The sequence below is a fragment of the Tsukamurella sp. NPDC003166 genome, assembly GCF_040611135.1.
Taxonomy (GTDB): Bacteria; Actinomycetota; Actinomycetes; order Mycobacteriales; family Mycobacteriaceae; genus Tsukamurella.
The window spans coordinates 83,647-108,152 of record NZ_JBEXNL010000004.1 but is presented as its reverse complement, the minus strand read 5'-3'; the positions used below and the strand labels follow the sequence as shown (position 1 = coordinate 108,152).

Genomic DNA, 24,506 nt, shown 5'->3' with positions numbered 1-24,506 from the left:
TGGGGCGCCTATCGTGGGGGACGAACCCCGTTCCGTCCCCCACGAGGAGATCCGACATGGTCGACGTCCAGTACGCCGTCACGAACCCGGCGACCGGCGAGGTGTTGCAGACCTACCCGACCGCCGAGCCCGCCGAGATCGAGGCCGCGATCGACGCGGCCTCGCGCGCCGCGCGCACGTGGCCGCAGGAATCCACGGTCGCCGAGCGCGCGGCGCTCGTTCGGCGCGTGGCCGAGCTGCACACCGAGCGCCGGGAGATGCTCGCGGGAATCATCCAGCGGGAGATGGGAAAGCCCCTCGAGGACGCCTTGGGCGAGGTCGACTTCTCGGCCGCGATCTACACCTACTACGCCGACAACTCGGAACGCTTCCTCGCCGATCAGCCGCTGGAGTTGCTGGAGGGCGAGGGATCGGCGCTGATCCGCCGCTCCCCGATCGGCGTGCTGTTCGGGATCATGCCGTGGAACTTCCCCTACTACCAGGTGGCGCGGTTCGCGGGGCCGAACCTGGCCGCGGGCAACACGATCCTGCTCAAGCACGCGCCGCAGTGCCCCGAATCGGCGGAGGCGATGCAGCTGATCTTCACCGAGGCGCGCCTGCCGTCGGGCGCATACGTGAACATCCGGGCGACCAATGAACAGGCCGCCGACATCATCGCGGACCCCCGCGTCGCCGCGATCTCGCTGACCGGCTCGGAGCGAGCCGGGGCCGCGGTCGCGGAGGTCGCCGGCCGGAACCTCAAGAAGTGCGTCCTCGAGCTGGGCGGTTCGGACCCGTTCATCGTGCTCTCCACCGACGATCTGGACGCGACGGTCGACGCCGCCGTCGCGGGCCGTCTCGACAACACCGGTCAGTCCTGCAACGCGGCCAAGCGGTTCATCGTGGCCGCCGACCTGTACGACGACTTCGTCGCGAAGTTCACCGCGAAGATCCTCGCCGCGGGCGAGGGCATCGCGCCGCTGTCCTCGGAGCGCGCCGCGATCGGGCTCGAACAGCAGGTCAACAGTGCCGTGGAGGCGGGCGCGCACCTGGCCATCGAGGGGCAGCGCGACGGTGCCTTCTTCCCGCCCGCCGTGCTCACGAACGTCACGGAGGACAACCCCGCTTTCCGGCAGGAGTTGTTCGGACCCGTCGCAACCGTCTACCGCGTGGAAGGCGAGGGCGAGGCGCTGGCACTCGCCAACGACACCCCGTTCGGCCTCGGGTCCTACGTGTTCACCACCGACCCCGAGCAGGCCGCCCGCGTCGCCGACCGGATCCAGGCGGGCATGGTGTTCGTCAACGGCGTGCTCGCCGAGGGAGCCGAACTGCCCTTCGGCGGCGTGAAGCGCTCCGGGTTCGGCCGCGAGATGGGCCCGCTGGGCATCGAGGAGTTCCTCAACAAGAAGCTGATCCGCACGGTGAAGTAGGTCGAGGGCGGTGGTTCCTGGCCCAGTCAGGCCAGGAGCCGCCCCTCCGCGACGTCGATCACCCACTGCGGCGTCTTCTTCCCCTCCTGGCGGTCGAGTTCGACGATGATCCGAGCGCTGTACATGCGCTCTTCGTCGGACTGCCCCCGCAGGAAGAAGTCCGCCTCGTCGCGCTCGCGCGCGCTCTGCTCGAGGTCCGTCATGTCGCGCCTCACTTTCGCTTCTTCCGATTATCGCCCAGCTGCGGGCCGGCCGCCACAGCCCGAGCGATGTCGCGTTCACTCGCTGTGATCAGAGGCGATCGAATCAGCTTGGTCATGACGATGCGACCAGTCACCCGGCTCTCAGGATTGCCGAGCCCAGCGGTGTGCTCTGCTGCCCACTGAAATCGCCGCCACCACTCGACTCTGGCTTCGTGCTCGGCCTTTAGCGCGCGGTCGGCGTGTTCGGACCGTTGCTTCTGCCACAACGTGCCGAGCACCCCGAATGCTGTCAGAACCGCCACAGTCAGCATGACCCAGTACTGCGCTGCCATCGTTCCTCCCCCAAGGTCCGATTCGTTTCGTTCCCGCAGCGTACGACCCGGGTCCGACAGGTTCCGTCAGAGGAGGCTGAGCTGGCCGGGCTCGTCACCCGGCTCGACGCGCTCGATCAGCGCGGGACCGTCGTTCTTGACAGTGTTGACCAGGGCGGACACGGGCCGGATCTCGATCCGCTCGGCCACGTCGAGGGCCGGCGGCAGCAGCAGCGCGGGGTCGACGGGACCGTCGGGATCGAGCCACTGGTCGAACAGATCGGGGGTGAGCACGAGCGGCATCCGGTCGTGCACCTCGCGCAGCGGGCCGACGGAGTCGGTGGTCAGCACCGTCGCCGAGAGCACGGGAGGCACGTCGAGCCCGGCGTCGGCGGGGCGCCACACCGACCACAGCCCCGCGATGTACATCCGGGTCCCGTCCTGCGGCGTCAGGTACATCGGCTGCTTGCGCGGCTTCGTGGCGTCCGGGTCGAGCACCTGCCACTCGTACCAGCCGTCCATCGGGATCAGGCAGCGCTTGTTCTTGATCGCGGTGCGGAACGCCGGCTTCTCGGCGACGGACTCCGCACGCGCGTTGAACAACGGCGGGCCGCTCAGCGTCTTCTGCCAGTGCGGCAGCAGCCCCCAGCGCATCGCGCGCAGCCGCCGGGTCGGGGCATCGTCGGGTTGTTCGCGCGAGTGCCGCGCGACGACGGTGACGATGGTCGTCGTGGGCGCGACGTTGTAGCCCGGCACGTCGAGCTCAGTGCCCGCCGTCTCGTCCACCGCGTCGATCTCGCCCGCCAGCAGCGCCGGGTCCGTGGTCACCGCGTACCGTCCGCACATGGGATCACGCTATCGCGTGGGTGTGACACATCGCGTGCGCAGTCCGGACCTCACTGCCTTCGGGCGGTGATCGTGATGCCGGAGTCGTCTTTCCGGCGGAGGACGAGGGTGCTCGTGGCCTCGCTCCACGTCACCGCGATGGACATCGATGCGTTCGGCGACGAAGCCTTCGATGGGTCGGAGTCGGACAGCACACTCGACATGATCCAGTCGAATTCACCGGAATCGCCCGCCACGGGGACATCGATGCTCTCGAACTCACCCGACTCGCCTCGAACCTGGTAGATCCGCACGCGGGACCCCGACCACTCCCATTTTCCGGACGGAAAAGGCTGACCCCGATACGGATTGCTCGGAACCTCATCATAGCCGTCGGAGACGAATGTTCCGTCCTCTTTGACATGCACCCGGAAGGTCGTTATCGAATTCGAATTCTTGACCTCAACGTTCCATTGCCCGGCCGCGAATCGTTTGAGCGGCGCGACCGCAACATCCTCGCCGGTACATGCTGCTACCAGCGCCGACGACGCCGATGCCACGGCAAGTTTGAGAACGGCCCGCCGTGAGAACCCCAACGATCTCGCAGTCCGCAACACCTGCACACCATCCGCCATCACACCGATATCCGAGCCACGTCCCACGAATACTCCTGCACTCCGTCGAAGAATCCGCAGAACCGATTCTTTCGGCGAGGGGTTCATCGGAAACCATGATCGCAGTCCCGTGCCGGGTCGACAATCATCCATTCGGATGACACCGATGACTTCGTCAAGAAGACCGTGGCGTCGACTACTCTTCGAAGCTGTCGAACACGCGCCGCGGCCCGACGCCGGTGGTGGCCAGGGCGTCGTGCGGGTTCGCGAGTGAGCAGGACGCCATGGACAGACAGCCGCAACCGATGCAGTCGGTGAGGTTGTCGCGCAGGCGGGTCAGTTCGTCGATCCGGTGGGACAGATCGTCGTGCCAGGAGCGCGAGAGGCGCTCCCAGTCGGTCCGCGTCGGGGTGCGGCCGTTCGGCAGCGTGTCGAGCGCCTCGCGGATCGTGGACAGGGGGATGCCCACGCGGTGGCTGATCCGGATGAACGCGACCCGGCGCAGCATCTCCCGCGGGTACCTCCGCTGGTTGCCGGAGGTCCGGCGTGCGCTGATCAGTCCCTCGCGCTCGTAGAAGTGCAGCGCCGACACGGCCACGCCGCTGCGGGCGGCGAGCTGACCGACGCTGAACTCCCGGGTCGTCTCCACGCCCCGGATTCTACCTGAACATTAGTTCAGAGATCAGCGCGCCTTCGGGGCCGCCGACGACGACGCAGCCGGCTTGGCCGAGGCGGGCGCGCCCGGCTTGGCCGACGCGGGAGCCGCGGGCTTCGCCGATCCGCTCGCAGCGGGAGCGGGCGCCGCCTGCTGCGGCTCCGGCGGGCTCTTCAGGATGGTGCTCTGCACGCGGAGCAGATCGACGGCCAGCTGGTCGTCCGCGCCGACGAACGGTGCGGGCTCGCGGGACTGGCGGCCGCCGCGCAGCGACATCGTGACGCCGTTGACCACGCCGGTGTACTGCCGCGACTGCAGGTACTCGACCTGGTTGCCGCGCTTGCTCTTCTGCGTGAACTCGAGGCCCAGGCCGCCGGGGATGCCGGTCGCGGCGATCTCCCGCACACTGACCTCGCTGGTGACACCGTCCTTGACGGCCTTGAAGGTCGCGCACTTGGGGAGCGCGGCACGCAGCGGCGCGACGTCGATCTGGAACTTGGAGACCACCATCGACCAGGTGGTGCCGCGCGAGGTTCCGTTGGTCTGCGCGGTGTCGGTGCCCTTGGGAATGGGCAGGCCCGCGTACAGCACCTTGCAGTCGGCCGGATCGACCTTGGCCTTGTTGAGCGACGCCCAGGCGCCGTTCCAGCCCGCGGCCGCTCCGGAGAGCACGGCGCCGCCGAAGTCCATCGAATCGGGGAGGTTGCCGGAGCCGATGACCAGCTCCCCGGCCTTGTTCTTCGGCGGCTCCGCCGGCTTCGGATCGGCCGACGCGACGGGCGCGAGGAGCCCCGCGACGGTCGCCACGGCGGCGAAGGTGGCGGCCGTCGAGACAGCCCTGCCCACGGACGTACGATTGCGCTTCATCGAGGATCTCCCGGCGGTGATGACCTGACCTGTTCTGCCCAGCAAGGTAGCACGCGGTGAGGCCGCCCTCATGTGCGAGGATGGGCCGGTGGACCTGTTGGAGCTGTGGCCTGCGCCCTTCGCCGTCGGACCGGTGACGGGCACGATCGCCCTCCCGGGCTCGAAGTCGATCACCAATCGGGCGTACATCCTGGCAGCTCAGGCACCGTCGGCGTCGACTCTGACGAACGCCCTCCGCAGCCGCGACACCGACCTCATGGCCGCAGCGCTGCAGGCCCTCGGAGCCGAGGTCGCGTTCGCGGGCGGGACCACGGTCACCGTCACCGGCGGGTCGCTGCACGGCGGCGCCGTCGACTGCGGACTCGCCGGCACCGTCATGCGTTTCCTCCCCTCCCTGGCGGCCGGGGCGCGCGGCACCGTCGACTTCGACGGTGACCCGCAGGCCCGGGCCCGACCCCTGGGCACGGTGCTCGACGCGCTGCGCGGGCTCGGCGCCCGGATCGACGGTGACGGGCTGCCCTTCACCGTCCACGGCGACGGACCGATCCGCGGTGGCACCGTCACCATCGACGCGTCGGCGAGCTCCCAGTTCGTCTCGGGCCTGTTGCTCAGCGCGCCGAGCTTCGTCGAGGGCGTCGTGGTGCATCACGACGGCAAGCCGGTACCGTCCATGCCGCACATCGACATGACCGTCGACATGCTCCGCGCCGCGGGCGCCGAGGTGGACACCTCCGAGGCGAACACCTGGCGGGTCGCGCCGGGCGGGATCCGCGCGCACGACTGGACGGTCGAACCGGACCTGTCCAACGCCACCGTCTTCCTCGCGGCGGCCGCGGTCACCGGCGGGGCCGTGACCGTCCCGCACTGGAACCCGGCGTCGACGCAGCCGGGCGTCCAGTTCGCCGACATCCTCACGGCGATGGGGGCCGGAGTCTCGTACGCCGACGGTGCGATTGTCGCCCGCGGGACCGGCGCCCTGCACGGGGTCGACTGGGACCTGCGCGACATCGGCGAGCTCACGCCGACCGTCGCCGCGCTTGCGGCCCTGGCGGATTCGCCGTCGCACCTGCGGGGCATCGCACACCTGCGCGGCCACGAGACCGACCGGCTCGCCGCGCTCGCCGCCGAGATCACCGCGCTCGGCGGACGCTGCACCGAGACCGAGGACGGCCTGCGCATCGAACCGGCGACGCTGCACGGCGGGGTCTGGCACAGCTACGCCGACCACCGCATGGCCACCGCGGGCGCGATCCTGGGGCTGGTCACCGAGGGCGTGCAGGTCGAGGACATCGCGACGACGGGCAAGACCATGCCCGACTTCCCCGCCATGTGGAACACGCTGCTGGGCGACCGGTCGTGAGCCGGCTCGTTGGGTAAGCGCGAGTACGACGAGACCGATGTCCGGGTGCGCCCGGGCAAGAGCAGTCGTCCGCGCACCAAGACCCGGCCCGACCACAGCGACGCCGAGACGGCGATGGTCGTCTCCGTGGACCGCGGCCGCTGGGGTTGCGCCCTCGGCGGCGATCCCGAACGGGTGATCACCGCGATGCGGGCCCGCGAACTGGGCCGCTCCCCCATCGTCGTCGGAGACTCGGTGGGCGTCGTCGGCGACCTGTCCGGCCGCAAGGACACACTCGCCCGGATCATCCGCGTCGACGAGCGGAAGACGGTGCTGCGCAGGACCGCCGACGACACCGACCCGTACGAGCGGATCGTCGTCGCCAACGCGCAGCAGCTGCTCATCGTGACCGCGCTCGCCGACCCGCCGCCCCGCACGGGCTTCGTCGAGCGCACCCTGATCGCCGCCTACGCGGGCGGACTCACGCCCGTGCTGTGCCTGACCAAGAGCGACCTGGCCGATCCCGCCGAGTTCGCCGCCGCGTTCGCCGACCTGGACCTGCAGGTGATCGTCGCGGGCCGCGGCGACCCGCTCGACGAGGCGCACGACCTACTGACCGGGCACGTGACCGCACTCATCGGGCACAGCGGCGTCGGGAAGTCGACTCTGGTCAATCGGCTCGTGCCTGATGCCAACCGCGCCACCGGCGTCGTCTCCGGGGTGGGCAAGGGACGGCACACGTCCACGCAGTCCGTGGCGCTGTGGCTGCCCGACGGTGGCTGGGTCGTCGACACCCCCGGCATCCGCAGCTTCGGGCTCGCGCACATCTCCACCGACGACGTCGTCGCGGCCTTCCCCGACCTCGCCGAGGCCGTTCTCGATTGTCCTCGCGGGTGTACGCATCTCGGTCCGCCGGCCGATCCGGAGTGCGCACTCGACGCACTGGAGGGGACGGCGCACCGTCGGGCGATGGCGGTCCGCGGCCTGCTGACCGACCTGACCGCCACCCCCGATTGGGCCTGAGCGCGTCGCGCCGAACCCGTATATCGTTAGCCATGTGAAGATCTTGATGACCGGCCTCGCCGGATACTCACACCTGGTCCCGTTCGTCCTCCCGGCCGCGGCCGCGCTGCGCGCCGCAGGGCACGAGGTGAGGGTCGCCGTCCCCGACGGTGCCCGGGAACTGGTGTCGGAACACGGTTTCGAGGTCCTGCCACTACCCGGCGTTCCGCAGATGCCGGACATCGCTGCCGATCCCGCGATCCGGTCCGACGACTTCACGGTGGCGGGATACACGGCGCCGAGCTCGCCGCCCCCGATCGGCGACACGCTGCCCGCCGCGAGTCCGCTGGTGACGGCGCGTGCCTTCATCGGCGTGATCGCGCACCGCGCGGCGACCGGCCTCCTCGAGGCGCTCGACGGCGAGGTTCCCGACCTGATCATCCGGGACAACACCGAGTTCGGCGGGCACCTGGTGGCCGGAACGGTCGGCTGTCGAGAAGCGGTGCTCGACGTGGCACCGATGCTGGAGGAGGACTCGCCCCACCTGGTGGCGGTGCTCAACGAGGTGCGGAGGGAACACGGCCTGCCCGCCGTGGACGCCGTTCCCCGGTGCCCACGGATCGCCCAGACGCCACTCGACTTCTACCCGCCGGGCCGGTCCGTCGCCGACCTGCACTGCTTCCGGCCCGGGCCCCGGACCCATTCGCCGCTCGATGCGGCGATCGCGGACCTCCCCGCGGACCGCCCACTCGTGCTGGCGAGCCTCGGATCCGTGGCGCCGCGGATCGGCATCGGCACGCTCCTGCTCGACCGCATCATCGCCGCCCTCGGCACCCTCGACGTACGCGCGGTGGTGGCGGTCGGCTCGCACCCGGTGCCGGACCCGCCGGCCAACGTGGTGATCACGGACTTCGTGGACCAGCAGACCGTGCTGTCCACCTGCGACGCCTTCGTCTCGCACGGCGGGTTCAACGGCGTCCGGGAGTCATTGCAGGCGGGCGTCCCGACGGTGCTGCTCCCCCTGTTCGGCGACCACTCCGCCAACGCGGTGCAGGTCGAACGCCTCGGAGCCGGGATCGCCCTCGATCCGGCCACCGCGTCGGTCGAGACGATCGCCGACGCGACCCGGAAGATTCTGACGGACCCGGGCCACCGCCTGCGCGCGCTGCGGTTCGCGCGGCGCACACACGCGCTCCCGGAGTTGTCCGCCTTTCCGGACGTGCTCGCCCGAGAGCTCGGGTGAGCACGCCCGCGGATCAGGCGGAGGCGCGCTTGGGCAGCTTCCAGCCGGGCCGCGGGAAGTGGCAGGTGTAGCCGTCCGGGTACTTCTCGAGGTAGTCCTGGTGCTCCGGCTCGGCCTGCCAGAACGGCGCCGGGGTCTCGATGGTGGTGACCGCCCTGCCGGGCCACAGGCCCGATGCGTCCACGTCGGCGATGGTGTCGCGCGCCACCTTCTCCTGCTCCTCGCTGAGCGGGAAGATCGCCGAGCGGTAGCTCGAGCCCCGGTCGTTGCCCTGCCGGTCCTTGGTGGACGGGTCGTGGATCTGGAAGAAGAACTCCAGCACGTCGCGGTAACTCGTCTTCGAAGGGTCGAACACGATCTCGACCGCCTCGGCGTGCCCGGGATGGTTGCGGTAGGTGGCGTATTCGTTGCTGCCACCGGTGTAGCCCACGCGCGTGGCCTCGATGCCCGGCTGCTTGCGAAGCAGGTCCTGCATGCCCCAGAAGCAGCCGCCCGCCAGCACCGCGGTCTCGCGGCCGGGGACGGTGGTGATGGTGCCGTTGTCAGTCATATCAGCTCCTAGTCCGGCTCTCCCCGATGGCGTCGGGGCGCCACCGGTCTCAACACAGACGGTACGCGGACCATTCCTCCCGCGGCCGCTGCCTCCGCCGGCCCGAGCGGGCGGATCGGGTGCGGGAAGCCATCCGCACCCGAACTGCGCGAGCGCACCCGGCGTGCCGGGTGTGGCCGGGTGAAACGGGTGCGGGACCGTGGCCGCACCCGAAGTGCCCGGGCGCCGGAGACTTACCCCGCTGCCGCACGCGCAGCGCACCGACTACTCGGGGTGACCGCACGAACGCCAGCCCCAGCGGCGAGACGCCGGCGGTGACCAGGGCGTCTGCGGCGGCCGCGCCGCTCAGGGCGACATTCGTGCGGGGATCCACGACAGGTAGACGCTGTTCGGGTCATCGCGGTACCCGCCGAACGGGGCACACGGGACGAAGCCGTGCGCGCTGTAGAGGGCACGGGCCGGCGCGAAGAACTCCTGGCTGCCGGTCTCGAGCGACACCCGCTCGACACCTCGCGCGAGCGCATCGTCGAGGACGTGCCGGAGCAGCACGCGCCCGATGCCGAGACCGCGGGCGGCGGGTGCGACGCGCATGCTCTTGACCTCCTCGTGATCGGGCTCGACCGCCGAGAGTGCGACGGTGCCCACGAGCTCGCCGTCCCGGTGCAGTGTCCACAGGCGTACCCCCGGGGCGCGGAGAGCGGCGAGGTCCAGGGCGTGGCGGCTCCCCGGCGGTGCGGTCGGTTCCATGTCGCGCAGGTGGGCGACGAGGAAGTCCGCGAGGGCCGGGTCGTCGAGGTCCGCGCGCGTGATCGAGATGTCCATGTCCGATCGAGGCTAGACCGGCCGAGACCGCGGCGGGTGGAAGACTCCCGTGTGGAGGGATCACTCCGACGGTGTGCGGTCGCGCGCCGCCCGAGCACTGGAGGATGACACGCATGACCGCCGACGATCACCCTGAGGTCGCGACCGACGCGGGCGTGGTCCGCGGCCGCTGGCGGCCGACGACGGGCGGGCGGGGCGCACCGCGGTCCGCGGCGTTCCTGGGCATCCCCTTCGCGGAGCCGCCGGTGGGTGCGCTGCGCTTCGCCGCCCCGGTCCCGAAGGCGCCCTGGGAGGGCGTGCTCGACGCCGGCTCCTACGGGGCCACCGCGCAGCGCGGCGACCCCGGCGTCGTGCTCATCCCGGAGCCGTCGATCCCCGGGGACTCGACGCTGAACGTCAACGTGTTCACACCCTCGCCGAAGGCCGCACGTCCCGACGGTGCCGGCCTGCCCGTCCTGGTGTGGATCCACGGCGGCGGCTACTTCGCCGGCTCCCCCGCCAGCCCCTGGTACGACGGACGGAACTTCAACCGCGACGGCGTGATCACGGTGACGATCTCCTACCGCCTCGGCTTCGACGGCTTCGGGTGGATCGAGGACGCACCGTCGAATCGTGGGGTCCGGGACTGGCTCGCAGCGCTGGAGTGGGTGCAGCGCGACATCGCCGCGTTCGGCGGCGACCCCGACCGCGTCACGATCGCCGGGCAGTCCGCGGGCGGCGGCGCGGTCCTGACACTCCTCGGCATGCCCGCGGCGCGGCACCTGTTCCACGGCGCGATCGTCCTCTCCGGCGTGCTCGCCGACGCATCGGCCGCGCGCGCCGAGGCCTTCGGCCGAGACCTCGCGGCGCGGGCCGGCGTCGCGCCGACCCGGGCCGGCCTGTCGACGGTGCCCGAGGAGCGCATTCTCGACCTGCAGAAGAAGGCCACGTCGATCGGCATCCGCGGGCTGCGCACCGCGTTCGCCCACGGCCTGCAGCTGGGGCCGACCGTCGACGACGATCTGCTTCCCCGCCCCACCTCCGAGGCTCTGCGCGGTGGCGCCGGCGCCGACGAACCGCTGGTGATCGGCACCGTCGACGACGAATTCGCGATGGCCTTCACCGAGGGACCGATGGGCCGGATCACGCCACTGATCCCCGCCCGCGCGGTGCTCGCCGCGCTCGCCGTCCCGAAACCGCGGCGCGCCCCCTACCTCGCGGCGAACCGCGAGATAGGGGCGCTCGGGAAAGCGCGCCTCGCCGGGCGGGCGTTGAGCGACAAGATGTTCCGGGTGAGCGTTCCCCGGATCGCCGGCTACCGCGGCGACGCGCCGACCTGGACCTACCGGTTCTCCTGGCCCTCAGGGCGATTCGGGCTCGCCGGGCACTGCCTGGACGTCCCCTTCTTCTTCGACTGCCTCGACGGCCCGGCGGTGGAGCCCCTCGCGGGAGCCCACCCGCCGCAGTCTCTCGCCGACGAGATCCATTCCGCGGCGGTCGCCTTCGTCACCGCACAGGATCCCGGCTGGCCCCGGAGCACCGCCGGCGAACCGGTCAGCCGCGTCTTCGACCTGCCGAGCTCGGACCGGCCCGACGCCTACGCCTCGGTGCGGCCCCTACTGGGCTGAGGGCCGCCTCAGTCGGCGGCGGCCTGCGCCGCGTCGATCATCGCGTCGACACTGGTGAGCTTCACGCGCGGTCGATCGTCCTCCTCCGCGAGGGCGGTCTCGTGCGCATCGATCGCCATCCAGCCGTCGTACTCGACCAGGTTCGGAACCCGCTCGACGATGAGCTTCTCGACCTGCGCACCGTCGAAGTCGCTGCGCGCGAGCCTGCCCTCCGCGACGTCGGCGAGGAGGACGGAGACCGTATCGCGCGCGCAGTCCCGGTTCGTGGGGATGACGCCCGACGGTCCGCGCTTGATCCAGCCGACCACGTAGTGGCCCGGCAGGGGCGCACCGTCGTAGCCGACGATCCGCGAGTCGGCGTTGCGGAAGACGCCCCGCTCCGTGTCGAACGGGATGCCGGGGATCGGGGTGCCGTGGTAGCCGACGGCGTGGATGACCAGGCCCGCGTCGTGCTCGGCGACCGCGCCCGTGGGCTGCGCCTCGACGGTGCCGTCCTCGCCGAGGGCGAGCTCGTTGGTCGCGACCGAGACGGTGCGCACGGCACCCTCCCCACCGATCCCGACGACCGAGCGCAGGAACTTCAGCACGATCCGACGGTCCGCCCCGGTCGGCTCGAGCGCGGCGAGCTTGCGCAGCTGCTTGAGGTTGTTGCGCTGGACCGGTGGGCGGGCCTTGTCGCGCTCCTTGTCCTCGGCCGGCACGTCCGCGGGGTCGACGATCACGTCGACGCCGGGCAGCTTGCCCAGCTCAGCGACCTCGGACGGCGTGAACGCCGCGTGCTCGGCACCGCGGCGCCCCAGCACCACCACCTCGCGCACCGACGATCCGTGCAGCGCCTCGAGGGCATGCTCGGCCATGTCGGTGCCGGAGAGCTTGTCGGTATCGGTGACCAGGATCCGGGCCGCGTCCAGCGCGACATTGCCGTTGCCGATGACGACGGCGCGCTCGACGCTCAGATCGACGTCGAGGTCACGGCGATCGGGATGGCCGTTGTACCAGCCCACGAAGTCGCTGGACGGATGGTTGCCGGGGAGCCAGGCACCGTCGACCTCCAGGCGCCGGCCGCCCGATGCGCCGATCGCGTAGATCACCGCGTCGTACCACTGCGCGAGTTCGGAGGCCTGGATGTCGGTCGCGATCTCGACGTTGCCGAAGTAGCGGAAGTTCTCGTGCTGCGCGGTGCGGTCGAAGATCTTGGTGACCGACTTGATCGCCGGGTGATCGGGGGCCACACCGTAGCGGACCAGGCCGAACGGCGTGGGCAACCGGTCGAACACGTCGACCTGCACCTCGATGTCGTCCTGCTCCAACAGGTTCCCGGCGGCGAAGAACCCCGACGGCCCGGAACCCACGATCGCGACACGCAAGGGCTTCATCAACAACTCTCCCGACGAAAGGACTCGGCAGTCGTCTTAGGCTGCCCAAAGTAGGAATTCTACGCCACCCAGCGGTCACCGCGGCGGCAGCGGACCGATGGCGTCCCGGACGAGCAGCGCCGCGTGGAGCGAGGTCCGCGAGGTCCCGTCGTCCAGATCGACGGCCAGCCGCTCCTGCAGCGTCGCCAAGCGGGCGTAGAGGGTGGGTCGCGAGACGTGCAGGCGGCGGGCGAGCTCGGTCTTGTTCCCGGCGGTCTCGAGGAACGCCCGCAGCAGCTCGAGGTTCGCCTCGGGCTCCGGACCGTCGGTGATCCGGCGCAGCTCGACGGCGGCGAAGGCCCGGACCCGCGGATCGTCGGCGAGGAGCGCGAGCAGCCCACGCAGCCGCGTGTCCGCGGACCGGTGGACGCGCGCCTCGGCCCGCGGCATCGCCGCGACGACCGCCGCGACGTGATGGGCGTCGGCGATGCCCGCGACCGCGTCCACGATGCGCCCCACCGCGGGCCCGGCCCCGATCGTGACGGCGCGGACCCCGCGGACCCGGCCGACCTCCGCGATCATCAGCAGCCCCGCCCGGTCCACCGCCGCGTCCGGATCCGGGGCCGGACACGCCACCACGACGTCCACGGCGGAGCCGGTCACCGAGCTGATCGCCGTGAGCCGGGCGAGCCCCAGCGCATGCCGCAGGGCGTCGTGGACCTGCACCTGTCGCCGGCGCGTGCTGAGCTCGTCGTGACCCGTGTCCATGTCGATGAGTACGCAGATCGGCACGTAGTAGCGGGCCATCTCCAGACCGAGATTCCGCGCCCGGGCCGAGGCACCCGCCTCATCGGAGATCCGACCGGTCCGCAGGTCGTCGAGGAGGCCGTGCTGCGCCTGCTGTTCCAGGGCGGTCCGGTCCCGCTCGACCATCTCGCGCAGGGCGAGCGCCTGTGCCGTCCGCTCCAGCACCATCGCGACGCGCGGCGTCGGCTCCGCGAGCGGGGCCACGAGCCGGGCGAAGACCTTGCCGTCGGCGCCCACGGACACCGCGACACCGTCGGCCCGCGACCGGGTCGGCCAGCCCTCGAGCAGATCGGCGGTGGCGCGGCCGTGCGCCGCCAGCGACAGCACCCGGCGGCCGGTGTCCTCGAGCGCCACGGGCGTGCCGAGCAGGTCCGCGGCGGCGGTCACGATGGCGTCGGCGTCCGCGCGCCGCATGGAGAGCTCGGTGAAGACCTGGTGGGCGTGCCGCGCGAACTCCACCTCGTCGAACTGGGCCGCGACGATGGCGCGATGGACGTGCTCGGTCAGCGCGATGAACCGGATCTCGCGGCGCAGCGCCACCAGGGCCATCCCGGCGCGCTCGGCCGCGGCGACCGCCGCCGCCGGCAGGTCCGGCAGCCGCGGCCCGAGCTCGACGACGAGCCCGACCGCCCCGGCGTCGGCAAGCGCCGTGCAGTAGCCGCCGGGGTCGGAGGCGAGGGCGGGCCCGGTGGTCAGGATCAGCTCCCCGCCCGTCAGGAGGTCGGCGACCGCCGCGGCGTCGCCCACGTGCACCCACCTCACCTGCCGGTCCAGGCCCGCAGCGACGTGGACCTCGGGCTCCCCCGCCCGGACCACCGGGAGGGCGAGTACTTCGGCGACTGTCACACCCATGCAACGAAGTGTAAAACGCTGGCACCGAATACTGACGGAACGTCGACGCCTTCCCCGGGCGGGCGGCACCACAGTGGGTGCATGACCATCACCGAGATCAGCACGACCACGATCGATCACTGGATCAACGGCGCGCCGTTCGCCGGCGCCTCCGGCAACCACGCGCCCGTGACCAACCCCGCCACGGGCGCCGTCAGCGGCCGCGTCGCGCTCGCCGACGTCGCGGACACCCGCGCCGCCGTCGACGCCGCCGCCGCCGCGTTCCCGGCGTGGCGCGACACCTCCCTGGCCAAGCGCACCAGCATCATGTTCGCCTTCCGCGAGCTGCTCAACGCCCGCAAGGACGAGCTCGCCGCCATCCTCACCGCCGAGCACGGCAAGGTGCACTCCGACGCGCTCGGCGAGGTGACCCGTGGCCAGGAGGTCGTGGAGTTCGCCTGCGGCATGAATCACCTGCTCAAGGGCGCCATGAGCGAGAACGTCTCGACCATGGTCGACGTGTCGTCCATCCGCCAGCCGCTCGGCCCCGTCGCCGTGATCTCACCCTTCAACTTCCCCGCGATGGTGCCCATGTGGTTCTTCCCCATCGCGATCATGGCGGGCAACACCGTGGTCCTCAAGCCCAGCGAGAAGGATCCCTCCGCGGCCCTCTGGATCGCGCGGACGCTGGCCGAGGCCGGGCTGCCCGACGGCGTGTTCAACGTCGTCCAGGGCGACAAGACCGCCGTCGACGAGCTGCTCGCCAACCCCGGGATCAAGGCCGTCTCGTTCGTCGGGTCCACCCCGATCGCCGAGTACGTCTACCGGACCGGCACCGCCAACGGCAAGCGCGTCCAGGCGCTCGGCGGCGCGAAGAACCACGCCATCGTGCTCCCCGACGCCGACCTCGACATCGCCGCGGACGCCATGGTCAACGCCGGTTTCGGCTCCGCGGGCGAGCGGTGCATGGCCGTGTCCGCGCTCGTCGCCGTCGGCGACATCGCCGACGAACTGGTCGCGAAGATCGCCGAGCGCACCCGCACCCTGGTGACCGGCGACGGGACCGGCACCGCCGACATGGGCCCGCTGATCACCGGAGCGCACCGCGACAAGGTGGCCGGCTACATCGACGCCGGCGAGCAGGCCGGGGCCACCGTCGTCGTGGACGGCCGCGCCGTCGCCCCGGCGGCGGGCGGCGACGCCGAGGACGTCGCGGGCGGCTTCTGGGTGGGCCCGACTCTGCTGGACCACGTCACCACCGACATGAGCGTCTACACCGACGAGATCTTCGGCCCCGTGCTCTCCGTCGTGCGCGTGGACACCTACGAGGAGGGCATGCAGCTCATCGCCGACTGCCCGTACGGCAACGGCACCGCGATCTTCACCGCCGACGGCGGCGCGGCACGACGCTTCCAGAACGAGGTGGAGGTGGGCATGGTCGGCGTCAACGTGCCGATCCCCGTGCCCACCGCCTTCTTCTCCTTCGGCGGTTGGAAGGCCTCGCTGTTCGGCGACACGCACGCCTACGGCACCGAGGGCGTGAACTTCTTCACCCGCGGCAAGGTCGTGACCACCCGCTGGCAGGACCCCGCCAACCGGGGCATCAATCTCGGCTTCCCGCAGAACGTCTGACGGCCGGCACTCGACGAAACGACAAGGAGCAACGACGATGACCGCACTCCCCGGTGGGGCCGACCTCGAGGCCGCCGTCGCCGCGGGCGCCCGCGCCCACGCGCTCGACCGCGCGCACGTCTTCCATTCCTGGTCCGCGCAGGCGCACCTCGACCCGATGACGGTGATCGCCGCCGCGGGCTCGTACGTGTGGGACGGCGAGGGCAACCGGCTGCTGGACTTCTCCTCACAACTGGTGAACACCAATGTGGGACACCAGCATCCGAAGGTGGTCGCGGCGATCGCCGATCAGGCGGCCGCGCTGTGCACGATCGCGCCGCAACACGTCAACGCGGCACGCAGCGAGGCGGCGCGGCTGATCGCCGAGCGCACCCCGGGTGATCTGGACAAGGTCTTCTTCACGAACGGCGGCGCGGACGGCATCGAGCACGCGGTCCGGATGGCGCGCCTGCACACCGGCAAGCACAAGGTGCTGGCGCGGTACCGCGGCTACCACGGCGGCACCGACCTCGCGATCAACCTCACCGGCGACCCCCGGCGCTTCCCCAGCGACCGCGGCGCGCACGGCGTGGTGCACTTCAACGGCCCGTTCCTGTACCGGTCGGTGTTCCGCGCCGAGACCGAGCGGCAGGAGTGCGAGCGGGCCCTCGAGGAACTGCGTCGCGTGATCGAGCTGGAGGGCCCGTCCACGATCGCGGCGATCGTGCTCGAGTCGATCCCCGGCACCGCAGGCATCATGATCCCGCCGCCCGGCTACCTCGCCGGTGTCCGGGAGCTGTGCACCGAGTTCGGGATCGTCATGATCGCCGACGAGGTGATGGCCGGGTTCGGCCGCGCCGGAACCTGGTTCGCGATCGAGCACGCCGCCACCGCGGCGGGGCCCGTCGTGCCGGACCTGCTGGTCTTCGCCAAGGGCGTCAACTCGGGCTACGTCCCGATGGGCGGCGTCGCGATCGGCGACGAGATCGCCGCGACCTTCGCCGACCGCGCGTACCCGGGCGGCCTGACGTACTCCGGCCACCCCCTCGCGGCGGCCGCCGTGGTCGCGACGATCGAGGCGATGGAGGAGGAGAAGATCATCGACAACGCCGCGCGGATCGGCGCCGAGGTCATCGGCCCGGCGCTCGCGGGCATGCGCGCCAGGCACCGCTCCATCGGCGAGACGCGGGGCACCGGCGTCTTCTGGGCGATCGAGCTGGTCGAGGACCGCGCGACCCGCGCGCCCCTCGCCCCGTACGGCGGCTCCTCGCCGGCGATGGTCGAGACGGTCGCCGCGTGCAAGAAGGGCGGCCTGCTCCCCTTCGTCAACGGCAACCGCATCCACGTCGTGCCGCCGTGCACGGTGACGGCCGAGGAGGCCCGCGCGGGCCTGCGCATCCTCGACGAAGCCCTCAACCTCGCCGACGCGCACACCGCGTAAACCCCCGCGGAACACGAACGCGCCCGTCCGGATCCACGAGTCCGGGTGGGCGCGTTCGGCGTTCGCGGCCCAGGCGGGCGGCCCAGGCGGGCGGCCCAGGCGGGCACGCAGGGGGCGGGCGACGGCGGACCGTCAGGCCCCGTCGGACAGCCGCCCGGCGACGCGCCGCACGAACTCCGCGATCACCGTCGACGACGGGTCCTCCTCGGGGTGCCACTGCACCCCGGCCACCAGTGGCGCACCGTCGAGCTCGACGGCCTCGACGACCCGTCCGCCGGACGCGTCCGCGGTCACCGTCAGGCCCCGGCCCAGCCGGCCCACCGCCTGGTGATGATGCGAGTGCACCACCGCCCGCTCGGCGCCCACCAGACCGGCGGTGAGCGTGCCCGCGACGATCCGGACGGGATGGCTCTCGAACACGCCGTCGGTCCGCAGGTGCGTGCGATCGCCGCCCAGCGCGTCGGGCAGGTGCGGGACGAGGTCGCCGCCCAGCGCGACGTTGAGGACCTCCATGCCCCGGCAGACGCCCAGCAACGGGGTGCCCCGCTCGATCGCGGCCAGGACCAGAGCGATCTCGACCCGGTCGCGCAGCGGGTCGGTGGGCCCGGTCCGCGGGTGCTCCGCGGCGCCGTAGCTCGACGGTGCGAGGTCGGCACCGCCGGCGAGCAGCAGGCCGTCGACCCGGTCCAGGAGCAGCCCCGGGCGCGCGGCGAGGGCACCGTCGGGCACGACGACGAGAGCGACGGCGCCGGCCTCCGAGACCGCCCGGGCGTAGGTGTCGGGCAGCATCGTGACCCGACGGTCCCACACGCCTCCGTACTGCGCGCGCGTGCGGATCCCGCACACCCCGATCACGGGCGTCACCTGCGTCGATGCGTGCATCCGAGCTCCTGTCGTCGTCGTGCTGCGACTGGATGCTATGCGCAGCCGGCGCGACGAACGCCTTACAACCTGTAGCGAATGGCTGATGATTCCTGACACTCTGCAGCCGCCCATCCCGCCCCGGCGCGGTCACGCTGGATGCGGATCATGTGATCCCCATCACTCATGGAGCGCGACAGCGATGAGCGTCCATCCGAACCGGAGGTAGGCCGTGGGCGAGTCCCCCGCACTCAAGAAGGCCTTGAGCGAACGACAACTACGAATGATCGCGATCGGAGGTGTGATCGGGGCGGGCCTGTTCGTCGGCTCCGGTGTGGTCATCAAGGCCACCGGCCCCGGTGCGTTCATCACCTACGCGCTCGCCGGCATCCTCGTGATCATGATCATGCGGATGCTCGCCGAGATGGCCGTGTCCAACCCCTCGACCGGCTCCTTCTCCGACTACTCGCGCGCCGCGCTCGGCGACTGGGCGGGCTTCTCGACGGGATGGCTGTACTGGTACTTCTGGGTGGTGGTCGTCGGCTTCGAGGCGATCGCCGGCGCCAAGATCATCCAGCTGTGGATCCCCGGGGCGCCGCTCTGGCTCACCTCGATGGTGCTCCTCGCGCTCATGACCGCGACGAACCTGTTCTCGGTGTCGTCCTTCGGCGAGTTCGAATTCTGGTTCGCCGGGCTCAAGGTCGCGGCGATCATCGCCTTCCTCGTGCTGGGCAGCTGCTTCGTCTTCGGCCTGTGGCCGGGCAAGTCGATGGACCTGTCGAACCTCACCGCGCACGGCGGCTTCTTCCCGCTCGGAGCGGGCGCGGTGACCGTCGGCGTGGTCACGGTGATCTTCTCGATGATGGGCGCCGAGATCGCCACGATCGCGGCCGCCGAGTCGGAGAACCCCCAGAAGGCCGTGGCCCGGGCCGCGAACTCGGTGATCGTCCGCATCGCCGTGTTCTTCGTCGGCTCCGCCTTCCTGCTCACCTGCATCCTGCCGTGGAACGGGGCCGAGCTCGCGGCCTCGCCCTTCGTCTCCGCGTTCCAGGCGATGGGCATCCCCTACGCCCAGCACATCATGAACGCCGTCGTGCTCACGGCCGTGCTGAGCTGCCTCAACTCCGGCATGTACAGCGCCTCGCGCATGCTCTTCGTGCTCGCCGCACGCCGAGAGGCGCCGCCGCAACTGATGAAGGTCTCCGCGAACGGCGTCCCCGTGCGCGCGATCCTCGCCTCGTCGGTGATCGGCTTCTTCTGCGTGATCGCCGCGGCCTTCTGGGAGTCGACGATCTTCACCTTCCTGCTCAACTCCTCCGGCGCGGTGATCATCTTCGTGTACCTGCTGATCGCGATCTCCCAGACCGTGCTCCGCTTCCGCAACGGCTCCGAGGGCCTGACCGTCAAGATGTGGCTCTTCCCCGTGCTGTCGCTGGTGACGATCGTCGCGATGATCGCCGTGCTCGCGCAGATGTACATCGACGGGTCGACCCGGTCCCAGCTGCTGCTCAGCCTCGGCGCCTGGGCCGTCATCATCGCGCTGTTCTTCGCGAACCGCTGGTTCGTGGCCTCACGCCCGACGGTCGCGTCCCCGCAGTCCGACGGTGCGCCGCCCGCCCGCGTGCTCGTCGTGGCCAACCGCACGCTCGGGTCGGCTGAGCTCGGCGCGGAACTGCGCCGCATCGGCGCCGACGCGGACACCCGGTTCCACGTCGTCGTGCCCCTCAATCCCATCGACGCCGGGGCGGGCGAGACGCACGGCCCCCTCGATCTGTGGACCGTGACCGAACAGGTCGCGTCGGACCGGCTGCAGCGCACCGTCGACGCCCTGCGGGCCGAGGGTGTCGAGGTCGACGGCGTGCTCGGCGACTACCGCCCGCTGCGCGCACTCGCCGACGGCGTCACCTCGTTCCACCCCGACCACATCGTCATCTCGACCCTCCCGCCGGAGACCTCGGTGTGGCAGCGGTTCGACATGGTCGACCGGGCCCGACTCGAGCACGGACTCCCCGTCACCCACGTGGTCGCGGCGGCCGACACCGAGGAGTCACCGGCATGACCATCGTCGCCGGATTCAGCGCGAGCCGGCACGGCGCGGCACCGGTGGAGCTCGCCGCGCAGATCGCGCGGACCACGGGCGAGTCGATCATCGCGGCGTCCGTGGTCGAGCGCCGACTGCCCCCGCAGGCCGATCCCCTCGAGGACGAGTACGCGCAGCACCTGACCGTGCAGGCGGAGCGGGCGCTGCACGGCACCGTCGAGGGGCTCCCGGCCGGCGTCGGCGTCACCGTCGACGTCCGGCAGGCGAGATCCGTCCCCGACGGCCTGATGGCGCTCGCGACGGAGCACTCGGTGAGCGTGGTGACGGTCGGGTCGTCCTCGTCGAGCCTGCTCGGACGGGTCGCCCTGGGCGGCGTCACGGACCGCCTCGTGCACGCCGCCGCGGTGCCCGTCGCGATCGCGCCGCGCGCGTACCGGCCCGGTCCGATCCCCGTGCGCCGGCTGACCGTCGCGTACGGCGGCAACGCCGACGCGAACGGGCTGCTGCCCGCCGCGGCGGGCCTGGCGAGGGCCTGGGGCGTCCGGCTCCGGGTGGTGTCCTTCGCGGCCCGGGACGTGGCCGCGTACTCGGCGATGATCGACACCGCGCAGGCCGAGAAACTGGTGCTCCGCAGCTGGTGGGAGCGCACCCGGGCGGCGATCGATGCACAGATCGAGGCGGTGCCGGGCCCGGCGCTCGAGGACGGCGTCGACCTCGAGCTCGGGAGTGGCCCGGACTGGCGCGCCGCAGTCGAGAGCGTGGAGTGGCGCCCCGGCGACCTGCTCCTCCTGGGATCGGGCGCCGCGGCCCCGCTGCAGCACGTGCTGCTCGGGTCCGCCGCCGCGCGCATCCTGCGCGCATCCCCGGTGCCCGTGATGATCCTGCCGCGGCCGCCCCGGTAGAAGGCCCGCCGGGTGCGACTCAGATCGCGGTCGCACCCCGGCGGCGCCTGCGGCGACCCGCGCGCTTGGCCTCCGACCGGGCCCGCTTCTCCTCGACCTTGTGCCGCGCCGCCTCGGCGATCGCCGTGCGCAGGCCGACGCGCTCCACCTCGAGCTGCGCGGCGTGCGCGGCCTCACGGGCGTGCGCCAGGCGGTCCTGCGCCGCCTCCTGGGCGTGGACGAGCCGGTCGTGCGCGTTCTCCTGCGCCAGGGCGAACCTGTCCTGCGCGTTCTCCTGGGCGACCACGAGACGCTCGCGGATCGCGGCGAACCGCAGCTCCGATGCCGTCTCCGGCGCATCGTCCGAGGTGGCACGCAGCCAGCGGTCCGGCAGCGAGAGCTTCGCGATCGTGCGCTGGGAGAGGTAGTACTGACGCAGCAGGGGCCCCTCGGTGTACGGGATGTCGTACTTCTCGCAGATCGCCCGCACCTTCACGCTGATCTCCGCGAGCCGGTTCGACGGCAGGTCCGGGAACATGTGGTGCTCGATCTGGTAGCTCAGGTTGCCCGTCATGAAGTCCATGGCGCGACCGCCCGAGATGTTCGCGCTGCCCAGCATCTGCCGCAGGTACCACTCGCCCGGCGTCTCGTCGACGATGGACTCGGTGGTGAACTTCTCGGCACCGTCGGGGAAGTGGCCGCAGAAGATGACGACGTAGGTCCAGATGTTGCGGACGATGTTCGCGGTGAGGTTCGCGGACAGCGTGCGCCCGAACGAGCCGCCGACGGCCTTGCTGACCACCGGGTACAGCACGAAGTCCTTGCCCAGCTGCCGCGCGGCCTTGACGCCCAACTCCCGCAGCTGCTTCCGGGTCTGCGGCCACGGCTTGTTCCCGGCGATGGCCTCCGCCAGCTCGATGTCGTGCAGGGCGATGCCCCACTCGAAGGTGAGCCCGAGGAACAGGTTGTTGAGGAACTGGGCGGACCGCTTGGCCTGCCACTGCTCGTCGCGGGTGACCCGGAGGACGCCGTAACCGACGTCCAGATCCATGCCCACGACATTGGTGTACTTGTGGTGCAGGAAGTTGTGCGAGTGCTTCCAATGCGCACCGGGACAGGCCATGTCCCACTCCCACGTGGTGGAGTGGATCTCGGGATCGTTCATCCAATCCCACTGCCCGTGCATGACGTTGTGCCCGAGCTCCATGTTCTCGATGATCTTGGCGACCCCGAGCATGCTCGCGCCCGCGGCCCAGAACCATCGACTCTTCGAGCCGAGGATGGTGAGCCGGCCCGCGGCCTCGAGGACGCGCTGCGCCCGGATCACGCCACGGATGTACCGGGCGTCCCGCTCGCCGCGCGACGACTCGACCTCGGCGCGGATGGCGTCCAGCTCCCGCGCGAGCTGCTCGATGTCGGCGTCATCGAGGTGTGCGTATTCGCCGACATCAGTGATAGCCACGTGTCTAAGGCTACGCGCGTCCGGCCCGCCCCGTTACTTCGCTGCCGCCAGCTCCTCGACGTGCGAGCGCAGGCCACGACGGTTGCCCTCGGCGTCGATGTCACCCTTGACCACGGTGGTCGTGCCGGACTCGTCGTAGAAGCGCTTGTTCGAGTGCGTCTCGGGCGCGTCGTCGACGGTGGCCGTGAGGAACCGGTCCGGCAGCGAGAGCTTGATGATGGTGCGCCACGACTCGGCGTACTGCTTCCACATCGGGCCGCTGTTGTAGGGCAGGTCGTACTTCTCGCAGATCTCGACCAGGCGCGCGTTGATGTAGTTGTAGCGGTTCGAGGGCAGGTCGGGGTACAGGTGGTGCTCGATCTGCCGACCGAGGTGCCCGGTGATGAAGTGCAGCGCGTTGCTGCCCTCGAAGTTCGCGGTGCCGAGCATCTGGCGCAGGTACCACTCGGGGAGGGTCTCGTTCTCGATGTCCTCGATGGTGAACTTCTCCGCGTCGTCCGGGAAGTGGCCGCAGAAGATGGTCATGTGATCCCACACGTCGCGCACGGTGTTCGCGACGAGGTTGGCCGAGGCGGCCTTCTTGTAGCCGCGCGCGCCGGTGAACGGAACAGCCATCGCGGGGAACAGGACGTAGTCCTTCGCGGTCTGCTTGGTGATCTTGGTGAGGACCACCTTGAGCCGGCTGCGGAACTCCTCCCAGTCGTACTCGGCGTACTGCTCGCCGCCGTTGAGCGCCGCCTTCATGGCGTTCATCAGCTCGAGGTGCTGCACGGCCTTGCCGTACTGGAAGCCGGTCATGAGGATGAAGTTGTACACCGGGTTGAACAGCATGTACGGCTCCCACGGCTGATCGCGCGTGACGCGCAGGATGCCGTAGCCGATATCGTCGTCCATGTCGGTGACGTTGGTGTACTTGTGGTGCATGTAGTTGTGGGTGTGGCGCCAGAACTTGCCGTCCGAGGCGCTGTCCCACTCCCAGCTGGTGGAGTGGATCTCCGGATCGTTCATCCAGTCCCACTGGCCGTGCATGATGTTGTGGCCGAGCTCGTTGTTCTCGATCACCTTCGCGTAACTCAGGCAGGCGGCGGAGGCGGCCCACGCGGCCTTGCCCTTCCAGCCCTTCATGCCGGCGCCCAGCCCGAAGACGCGGCCGGCGGTCTCGGCGATGCGCTGGCTCTTGATGACGCGACGGATGTACTTCGCATCCTCCTCGCCGCGGCTCTCCTCGATCTCGCGGCGCAGCGCGTCCAGCTCAGCACCGAGCGCCTCGATGTCGGCGTCGGTCAGGTGCGCGTACTCCGCGACGTCAGTGATAGCCACGAGGCGATCCCCAATCGGTACGACCGCATGCAGCGGCCTCAAGAACAGAACGATTCCACTGTAGCAGCCGGGTAGGACAAAGTCATCGATCTTGTTCCACCTGGGGCGCACGTCACACGCTCCGTGGTTCGGCAGGTCATCGGGTTCGACGGTGCGCCGTGGCCGGGTCGGCGACGGGCGGTCCGAGCGCCACAGCGGGCGGCGTGGCAGCGGCGGGCGGCGTGGCAGCGGCGGCCGGAGCGCCGCCGGCCGGGCGGTGCGCGCGTCCGATCCACTGCTCGACTCATGTCACGGCGTCGTCCCCCGCGGCACCGATCCGCGACTCTATGGTTTCATCCCCCACCGGAAGCCGGTCGTGTGGTGTGGGGTCGGCCGTCCCCCGCGCGGCGCCGGCACGAGCGCCCCACATTCGGTCCCCCACCACACGCGGTGCGTTCAGCATGGGCTCG

At 71.0% G+C, this 24,506-nt stretch carries 22 protein-coding genes; 9 read left to right on the top strand and 13 right to left on the bottom strand.

Features of this window, described 5'->3' with window-relative positions; all coding sequences use genetic code 11:
- Window positions 1-56 precede the first annotated feature (56 nt).
- A complete protein-coding gene (locus ABZX10_RS06450; RefSeq protein WP_355536031.1) occupies window positions 57-1,409 on the top strand; it encodes an NAD-dependent succinate-semialdehyde dehydrogenase in 1,353 nt (450 codons plus the stop codon).
- Window positions 1,410-1,435: 26 nt separating this feature from the next.
- On the opposite strand, the gene ABZX10_RS06445 is transcribed toward ABZX10_RS06450, so the two are convergent.
- The 6 genes from ABZX10_RS06445 to ABZX10_RS06420 all read right to left on the bottom strand — a co-directional run bounded on the left by ABZX10_RS06445 (window position 1,436) and on the right by ABZX10_RS06420 (window position 4,884).
- Window positions 1,436-1,612: a hypothetical protein gene (locus ABZX10_RS06445; protein ID WP_355536028.1), complete on the bottom strand. Its 177-nt coding sequence runs from the start codon at window positions 1,610-1,612 to the stop codon at window positions 1,436-1,438.
- An 8-nt stretch (window positions 1,613-1,620) separates the two neighbouring features.
- Window positions 1,621-1,944, bottom strand: coding sequence for a hypothetical protein (locus ABZX10_RS06440; RefSeq protein WP_355536025.1), 324 nt, complete (start codon window positions 1,942-1,944; stop codon window positions 1,621-1,623).
- A 66-nt stretch (window positions 1,945-2,010) separates the two neighbouring features.
- Entirely contained in the window at window positions 2,011-2,769 is a 759-nt protein-coding gene (locus ABZX10_RS06435; protein WP_355536022.1) for an SOS response-associated peptidase, read from the bottom strand.
- 50 nt (window positions 2,770-2,819) lie between these two features.
- Entirely contained in the window at window positions 2,820-3,410 is a 591-nt protein-coding gene (locus tag ABZX10_RS06430; RefSeq protein WP_355536019.1) for a hypothetical protein, read from the bottom strand.
- A 148-nt stretch (window positions 3,411-3,558) separates the two neighbouring features.
- A complete protein-coding gene (gene soxR, locus ABZX10_RS06425) occupies window positions 3,559-4,011 on the bottom strand; it encodes a redox-sensitive transcriptional activator SoxR (protein WP_355536016.1) in 453 nt (150 codons plus the stop codon).
- A 33-nt stretch (window positions 4,012-4,044) separates the two neighbouring features.
- Entirely contained in the window at window positions 4,045-4,884 is an 840-nt protein-coding gene (locus ABZX10_RS06420) for a hypothetical protein (RefSeq protein WP_355536013.1), read from the bottom strand.
- A 70-nt stretch (window positions 4,885-4,954) separates the two neighbouring features.
- On the opposite strand from ABZX10_RS06420, the gene aroA reads away from it, so the two are divergent.
- From aroA to ABZX10_RS06405, 3 genes are read left to right on the top strand one after another with little or no spacing between them, the layout of a single operon-like run.
- Window positions 4,955-6,244 carry a 3-phosphoshikimate 1-carboxyvinyltransferase gene (gene aroA, locus ABZX10_RS06415; RefSeq protein ID WP_355536010.1) on the top strand — a complete coding sequence of 430 codons (1,290 nt, stop codon included), beginning with the start codon at window positions 4,955-4,957 and terminating at the stop codon, window positions 6,242-6,244.
- A 9-nt stretch (window positions 6,245-6,253) separates the two neighbouring features.
- Window positions 6,254-7,246 (top strand): ribosome small subunit-dependent GTPase A, encoded by a 993-nt coding sequence (gene rsgA / locus ABZX10_RS06410; protein ID WP_355536007.1) that lies wholly within the window; start codon window positions 6,254-6,256, stop codon window positions 7,244-7,246.
- A gap of 34 nt (window positions 7,247-7,280) precedes the next feature.
- Window positions 7,281-8,468: a glycosyltransferase gene (locus ABZX10_RS06405; RefSeq protein ID WP_355536004.1), complete on the top strand. Its 1,188-nt coding sequence runs from the start codon at window positions 7,281-7,283 to the stop codon at window positions 8,466-8,468.
- 13 nt (window positions 8,469-8,481) lie between these two features.
- Here the strand turns inward: ABZX10_RS06405 and msrA are convergent, their stop codons facing one another.
- Together msrA and ABZX10_RS06395 are read right to left on the bottom strand one after the other, a co-directional pair.
- On the bottom strand, window positions 8,482-9,018 hold the full coding sequence (gene msrA / locus ABZX10_RS06400) for a peptide-methionine (S)-S-oxide reductase MsrA (RefSeq protein WP_355536001.1): 537 nt from the start codon (window positions 9,016-9,018) through the stop codon (window positions 8,482-8,484).
- 345 nt (window positions 9,019-9,363) lie between these two features.
- Window positions 9,364-9,840: a GNAT family N-acetyltransferase gene (locus tag ABZX10_RS06395; RefSeq protein WP_355535998.1), complete on the bottom strand. Its 477-nt coding sequence runs from the start codon at window positions 9,838-9,840 to the stop codon at window positions 9,364-9,366.
- A gap of 113 nt (window positions 9,841-9,953) precedes the next feature.
- Between ABZX10_RS06395 and ABZX10_RS06390 the strand changes: the two genes are divergently transcribed.
- Window positions 9,954-11,447, top strand: coding sequence for a carboxylesterase family protein (locus ABZX10_RS06390; protein WP_355535995.1), 1,494 nt, complete (start codon window positions 9,954-9,956; stop codon window positions 11,445-11,447).
- 8 nt (window positions 11,448-11,455) lie between these two features.
- Here ABZX10_RS06390 and ABZX10_RS06385 read toward each other — a convergent pair whose 3' ends face one another.
- Window positions 11,456-12,823, bottom strand: coding sequence for an FAD-dependent oxidoreductase (locus ABZX10_RS06385; RefSeq protein WP_355535991.1), 1,368 nt, complete (start codon window positions 12,821-12,823; stop codon window positions 11,456-11,458).
- A 75-nt stretch (window positions 12,824-12,898) separates the two neighbouring features.
- Entirely contained in the window at window positions 12,899-14,461 is a 1,563-nt protein-coding gene (locus ABZX10_RS06380) for a PucR family transcriptional regulator (RefSeq protein ID WP_355535989.1), read from the bottom strand.
- An 81-nt stretch (window positions 14,462-14,542) separates the two neighbouring features.
- Here ABZX10_RS06380 and ABZX10_RS06375 point away from each other — a divergent pair, with 81 nt between their 5' ends.
- Both ABZX10_RS06375 and ABZX10_RS06370 read left to right on the top strand, forming a co-directional pair.
- On the top strand, window positions 14,543-16,072 hold the full coding sequence (locus ABZX10_RS06375) for a CoA-acylating methylmalonate-semialdehyde dehydrogenase (protein ID WP_355535986.1): 1,530 nt from the start codon (window positions 14,543-14,545) through the stop codon (window positions 16,070-16,072).
- Window positions 16,073-16,109: 37 nt separating this feature from the next.
- Window positions 16,110-17,492 (top strand): aspartate aminotransferase family protein, encoded by a 1,383-nt coding sequence (locus tag ABZX10_RS06370; RefSeq protein ID WP_355535983.1) that lies wholly within the window; start codon window positions 16,110-16,112, stop codon window positions 17,490-17,492.
- Window positions 17,493-17,624: 132 nt separating this feature from the next.
- Here the strand turns inward: ABZX10_RS06370 and ABZX10_RS06365 are convergent, their stop codons facing one another.
- Complete coding sequence (locus ABZX10_RS06365) at window positions 17,625-18,374, bottom strand: gamma-glutamyl-gamma-aminobutyrate hydrolase family protein (RefSeq protein WP_355535980.1); 750 nt, start codon at window positions 18,372-18,374, stop codon at window positions 17,625-17,627.
- A 211-nt stretch (window positions 18,375-18,585) separates the two neighbouring features.
- Here ABZX10_RS06365 and ABZX10_RS06360 point away from each other — a divergent pair, with 211 nt between their 5' ends.
- On the top strand, window positions 18,586-20,412 hold the full coding sequence (locus tag ABZX10_RS06360; RefSeq protein WP_355535977.1) for an amino acid permease: 1,827 nt from the start codon (window positions 18,586-18,588) through the stop codon (window positions 20,410-20,412).
- Complete coding sequence (locus tag ABZX10_RS06355; RefSeq protein WP_355535974.1) at window positions 20,409-21,296, top strand: universal stress protein; 888 nt, start codon at window positions 20,409-20,411, stop codon at window positions 21,294-21,296. Before ABZX10_RS06360 ends, ABZX10_RS06355 begins: the two co-directional genes overlap by 4 nt.
- 19 nt (window positions 21,297-21,315) lie before the next feature.
- Here ABZX10_RS06355 and ABZX10_RS06350 read toward each other — a convergent pair whose 3' ends face one another.
- Both ABZX10_RS06350 and ABZX10_RS06345 read right to left on the bottom strand, forming a co-directional pair.
- Window positions 21,316-22,737 carry an acyl-CoA desaturase gene (locus tag ABZX10_RS06350; protein WP_355535971.1) on the bottom strand — a complete coding sequence of 474 codons (1,422 nt, stop codon included), beginning with the start codon at window positions 22,735-22,737 and terminating at the stop codon, window positions 21,316-21,318.
- A 33-nt stretch (window positions 22,738-22,770) separates the two neighbouring features.
- Window positions 22,771-24,057, bottom strand: coding sequence for a fatty acid desaturase (locus tag ABZX10_RS06345; protein WP_355535968.1), 1,287 nt, complete (start codon window positions 24,055-24,057; stop codon window positions 22,771-22,773).
- Window positions 24,058-24,506: the final 449 nt, after the last annotated feature.